Source organism: Streptomyces sp. MnatMP-M17 (assembly GCF_900091995.1).
GTDB lineage: Bacteria > Actinomycetota > Actinomycetes > Streptomycetales > Streptomycetaceae > Streptomyces.
Map to the genome: position 1 here is coordinate 1 of NZ_FMDK01001092.1, position 3990 is coordinate 3990.

Genomic DNA, 3990 nt, shown 5'->3' on the forward strand with positions numbered 1-3990 from the left:
GGGGCCCCCCCCCCCCCCGCCGTGTCCGCCGCCTCTCTCGGCAGGCCCGTCCCGGCCGACGCCACCGCTCTGCGGGAGCACGGCGCGGCGCTCGCCCTGTCGGTCGCGCCCGACGGAGGCCCGCTGACGGGCTCGCCGGGCGGTCCCGTCGTCCTGGTAGCCGTGCCGCCCGACATCGAGGCACTCCGGCGCAGGGACCCGGGCCGGAGCCAGATGTGGCGCCTCGCGCTGCGAGAGGTGCTGAGCGACCTGATGGCGGCGGAAGCCCAGGTCGTCGGATTCGATCGTGCCGGCTGGTACGTGGTCTCAAGGGAGCGGTCCTCGTGAAACTCGATGGTGTGGAACTCCTGCGTGTGCGGATGCCGTTGGTGGCACCGTTCCGTACGTCGTTCGGTACCCAGGACGTACGGGAACTGCTGCTCGTACGCGTGGTGACGCCGACGGGCGAGGGCTGGGGCAAGTGCGGCGCCATGGCGGGGCCCGTCTACTCCTCGGAGTACGTCGACGGCGCCGAGCATGTCCTGCGGAACTTCCTGGTGCCCGCCCTGCTGGCGGCCGACGACGTCACCGCGCACAAGGTCGCGCCGCTGCTGGCCGGGTACAAGGGCCACCGGATGGCCAAGGCCGCCCTGGAGATGGCCGTACTCGACGCCGAACTCCGCGCGCACGGCCAGTCGTTCGCGCGGGCGCTCGGGTCCACCCGCGACTCCGTGCCCTGTGGCGTCTCGGTCGGCATCATGGACTCGGTCCCTCAGCTCCTGGACGTCGTCGGCGGCTATCTCGACGAGGGCTATGTGCGGATCAAGCTGAAGATCGAACCCGGCTGGGACGTGGAGCCGGTGCGCGCGGTACGGGAGCGCTTCGGCGACGACGTACTGCTCCAGGTCGACGCCAACACCGCGTACACCCTGGCGGACGCGCCGGTGCTCGCGCGTCTCGATCCGTTCGGGCTTCTCCTGATCGAGCAGCCGCTGGACGAGGAGGACATCCTGGGCCACGCCGAACTGGCCCGCCGCGTCCGTACGCCCATCTGTCTGGACGAGTCGATCGTGTCCGCGCGCTCGGCGGCCGACGCGATCACGCTCGGCGCCTGCGCCATCGTGAACATCAAGCCCGGCCGGGTCGGCGGCTATCTGGAGGCCCGGCGGGTGCACGACGTGTGCGCGGCGCACGGGATCCCCGTGTGGTGCGGCGGCATGATCGAGACCGGGCTCGGGCGGGCGGCCAATGTCGCGCTGGCCTCACTGCCCGGGTTCACACTGCCGGGCGACACCTCGGCGTCGGACCGGTTCTACCGGACCGACATCACGGAGCCGTTCGTCCTGAAGGACGGCCATCTGCCGGTGCCCACGGGGCCCGGTCTCGGTGTCGCGCCGGTCCCGGATCTGCTGGCGGCCGTCACCACCACGAAGGTGTGGCTGGGTTCGTAGCTCCGGACGAATTCGGCGGGGAATCCTGTCGTACCGGACGAACGGGCCCGAGGCGGCCGGGACTATCCTCGGGCGATGCTGACACCGCTGCCCGGCAGGGCGCAGACGAGCCTGGCGCGCGTGCTCGAAGACCTCGGGGACTTGCTGCTGGAGCCGATCGCGGGCGGCCGGAGCACAAGCCGACCGCTCGGCGGCGTGGTCATCCACGATCCGCTCGACGAGTCGGAGTTCCCCGCGCAGGCCGTCGTACTGGGCGTGGGCGTCCACGATCCGGACGACGTCGTACGCCTCCTGCACGACCTCGGCCGCAAGGGCGCGGCGGCGCTCGTCGTCCGGTCGCCGTTCGTCCCGACCACGGAAGTACGGCGGGCGGCGGGCGCGGCGGGCGTCGCCCTGCTCGGGCTCACCCGTGGCGCCTCATGGGCGCAGATCGCCGCCATGCTGAGAACCCTGCTGGTGGAGGGCGACATCGGCGACGTCTCGCCGCAGACGCTCGGCGGGATGCCGTCGGGCGATCTGTTCGCGCTGGCCAACGCGGTGGCCGCGCTGCTGGACGCGCCCGTGACCATCGAGGACCGCAGCTCGCGGGTGCTCGCCTTCTCCGGCCGCCAGGACGAGGCCGACCAGTCCCGTGTGGAGACGATCCTGGGCCGCCAGGTGCCGGAGCGGTTCACCCGGGGCCTGGCCCGCGACGGCGTCTTCGAGCGGCTCCACCGCGACCACACGCCCGTCTATGTCGATGTCGATCTGATGCACGACGAGATGGTGACCGTCCCACGGGTGGCACTCGCGGTGCGGGCCGGCGACGAGATCCTCGGCTCGATCTGGGCTGCTGTGCCGGGCCCGCTGTCCGAGGAGCGCACGCAGGCACTGATCGACGCGGGCAAGCTGGTCGCGCTCCATATGCTGCGGCTGCGCGCGGGCGCCGATGTCGAGCGCCGGCTGCGGGCCGACCTGGTGAGCACGGCGCTTGAGGGCGGTACGGGAGCACCGGAGGCGATCGCCCGGCTCGGTCTCCAGGGGCAGCCCGCGATCGTCCTGGCCCTGGGCCTGTCCGGCGACTCGGACGGGGATCCCTCGGCGGAGGACGATCTGCGCAGGATCACGGACCGCCAGCGGGTCGCGGACGCGCTGGCCATGCATCTGAGCGCGGTCCAGGCGCGTTCGGCCGTGGCGCTCGTGGGCGATGTCGCCTTCGGCATCGTGCCGATGCCGGGGAATGAAGCGGACATCCAGGAACGGTCGGTCCGCGTCGCCTCGACGTTCCTGGAGCGCACCGGGCACCGGGTGGCGGCGGCGATCGGCATCGGCCCGCCGGCCCTCGACGGCACCGGGCTCAGCCGCTCGCGCGACGGCGCGAAGAGGGCGCTGCGGGTACTGCTCACGAACGCGGGAGCGCGGCGCGTCGCCACGTCGGAGGACGTACACATCGAGGCGCTCATGCTGGACCTCGCCGATCTCGTGGCCTCGCGCGGCGAGGTGGCGACCGGGCCCGTGGCCCGCCTGCTCGACTACGACGCCCGGCACCAGTCGCAGCTGGTCCACACGCTGCGGTGCTGGCTGGACGCGTTCGGCGACGTGGCCGCGGCCTCGGCGGCGGCGTATGTGCATCCCAACACCTTCCGGTACCGCCTGCGCCGGCTCGCCGAGGTCGGCGGGATCAACCTCGACGATCCGGGCGAACGGTTCGCGGCGATGCTGCAACTCCGGCTGCACCCGGCCCCGGTCCGTCCGGCGCCGGCTGACACCCCGTAGGGCCTCTCCGGCGGGCGGGTGACAGAAGGACGCCCCCGGAGGAAAGCGCGCGGAAACGCCATTGGTCCGGGCCGCCCGAAAACCTCCCGGAGGTTTGTGGAACTCCACGAACCCGCTCCGTCACCGGATGTCCAGGATGGGACATCAGCGCGGAAGGCGCCTCTCGCCTCGACACGGCGGCGCTGATCGCGAAGGCGGAGAGACGGGAGCGCCATCTCATGACCACCGAATCCGATCAGTCGTCGGAACTGATCGAGACGATCAACGCCCGCGCGGCCGGGGCGGGCGTCCAGGTCCGGCTCCACGCGGCGGATCTCGACGGCACCCGGCAGGTGGGCATCGGCGCCGACGAGCGCGTGGTCTCGGCGTCCGTGTTCAAGGTTCCCGTGGCGGTGGAACTCGCCCGCCAGGGCGCGGCCGGCGAACTCGACCTCGGCGAGCGGATCACCGTACCGCCGGGGCCCCCGGCACCCGGTTCGTACGGCCTGGCGACATTCCGCCACGACGTGACGATGTCCTGGTTCGACCTGGCCGTGCTGATGATCGGCGTCAGCGACAACGTCGCCACCGACCTGATCCTCGGGAAGGTGGGGAAGCCCGCGGTCGCCGAGTCGCTGCGGCGGCTCGGCCTCCCGCACACGGCGGTCCCGCTGGACTGCGCGGAGCTGATCCGCACCATCGGGGAGGACCTCGGGCTCGGCGAGGACTCCGGGACCGGCCACGACTCCGAGCAGACGTTGGCGGGGCTGTCGCCCGAGCGGCTCGCCCGGCTGCGGGTGCTGATGCCCGAGCAGACCTGCCGTAC

3 protein-coding genes and 1 pseudogene are annotated in these 3990 nt (G+C 72.5%); all 4 read left to right on the top strand.

Annotation, left to right across the window (positions count from 1 at the left end; translation table 11 throughout):
* Window positions 1–327: pseudogene (locus GA0115259_RS36325) on the top strand (GNAT family N-acetyltransferase); the annotation flags it as partial.
* Window positions 324–1430 (top strand): o-succinylbenzoate synthase, encoded by a 1107-nt coding sequence (menC, locus tag GA0115259_RS36330; protein WP_093604725.1) that lies wholly within the window; start codon window positions 324–326, stop codon window positions 1428–1430. The pseudogene GA0115259_RS36325 and the gene menC, both read left to right, overlap by 4 nt.
* A 75-nt stretch (window positions 1431–1505) precedes the next feature.
* Window positions 1506–3185, top strand: coding sequence for a PucR family transcriptional regulator (locus GA0115259_RS36335; RefSeq protein WP_093604727.1), 1680 nt, complete (start codon window positions 1506–1508; stop codon window positions 3183–3185).
* Between the two features lie 218 nt (window positions 3186–3403).
* The coding region (locus GA0115259_RS36340; protein ID WP_141716848.1) for a serine hydrolase at window positions 3404–3990 on the top strand (587 nt) is incomplete at its 3' end.

Bases quoted from the DNA above. Each gene is read 5' to 3' on its own strand.
- GA0115259_RS36335 (WP_093604727.1), top strand. From the start codon at position 1,506: ATGCTGACACCGCTGCCCGGCAGGGCGCAGACGAGCCTGGCGCGCGTG.